The 1355-nt window shown below is 73.2% G+C and carries 1 pseudogene; it reads right to left on the minus strand.

The features are described 5' to 3' along the window. Positions 1-465: 465 nt before the first annotated feature. A pseudogene (locus ABZU43_RS22450) lies at positions 466-1355 on the minus strand (hypothetical protein); the annotation flags it as partial.

Here is a 1355-nt window from a genome sequence, read left to right on the forward strand (position 1 = left end):
GGTACTGCACTCGTGAGGGTGTGGGAGAGTAGGACGCCGCCGGACAATCTTCCAGTCGAGGGCCGCCCCATCAGGGTCGGCCCTCGACTGCGTAGCGCCATTGGTGGCGCAATCAGGAAGGATGTACCTGTGAGTTCAGGACCGCAGGGCGGAGACCGTCCCCGTCGTTACGAAGACCGTACTGACGGTGCGGGCGGACGCGACCGCGGCCCACGCCGCGACGACCAAGGCCGGCCCCCGTACCGGGGAGACCGCGACAGCGGCGGCAACCGAGGCGGATACGCCGGCGGCCGCGACTCTGGCTCCCGTGGTGGTGACCGGGACAGCTCGCGCTCCAGCGCCCCCCGTGAGGGTGGCTACCGAGGCGGTGACCGCCGCGAGGGTGGTTTCCGTGGTGGCGACCGCGACGGTTCGCGCTCCAGCGCTCCGCGCGAAGGCGGCTACCGTGGCGGCGACCGCGATGGGTCACGCTCGGGTGCTCCGCGTGAGGGTGGCTTCCGGTCCGGCGCTCCCCGCGAGGGTGGCTTCCGTGGTGGCGACCGCGACGGTTCGCGTTCGGGCGCTCCGCGCGAAGGCGGCTACCGTGGCGGCGACCGCGACGGTGGTTTCCGGGGCGGCGACCGCCGTGAGGGTGGCTTCCGTGGTGGCGACCGCGATGGTTCGCGCTCGGGTGCTCCGCGTGAGGGTGGCTTCCGTGGTGGCGACCGCGACGGTTCGCGCTCGGGTGCTCCGCGTGAGGGTGGCTTCCGTGGTGGCGACCGCGATGGCTCGCGGTCCAGCGCTCCGCGTGAGGGTGGCTTCCGTGGCGGCGACCGTCGTGAGGGCGGTTACCAGGGCGGCGACCGCACTCGCTCCGGCCCGCCGCGTGAGGGTGGCTTCCGTGGTGGCGACCGCGATGGTGGTTTCCGTGGTGGTGACCGCCGTGAGGGTGGCTTCCGCGGTGGCGACCGCGACGGTTCGCGCTCGGGCCCGCCGCGTGAGGGTGGCTTCCGTGGCGGCGACCGCGAGGGTGGCTTCCGTGGCGGTGACCGTCGCGAAGGCGGCTTCCGCGGTGGTGACCGCGACGGCGGTTTCCGTGGCGGTGACCGTGACAGTTCGCGTTCCAGTGCCCCCCGTGAGGGTGGTTTCCGGGGCGGTGACCGCGACGGTGGTTTCCGTGGTGGTGACCGCCGTGAGGGCGGTTTCCGGGGCGGGGACCGTGATGGTTCGCGCTCGGGTGCTCCCCGTGAGGGTGGCTTCCGTGGCGGTGACCGCGACGGTGGTTTCCGTGGCGGCGACCGCCGTGAGGGCGGTTTCCGGGGCGGGGACCGTGACAGTTCGCGTTCCAGTGCTCCCCGTGAGGGTGGCTTCCGGGG

Origin of the sequence: Micromonospora sp. NPDC005205, assembly GCF_040608275.1 — a bacterium.
In the GTDB taxonomy this organism is placed as follows: Bacteria; Actinomycetota; Actinomycetes; order Mycobacteriales; family Micromonosporaceae; genus Micromonospora.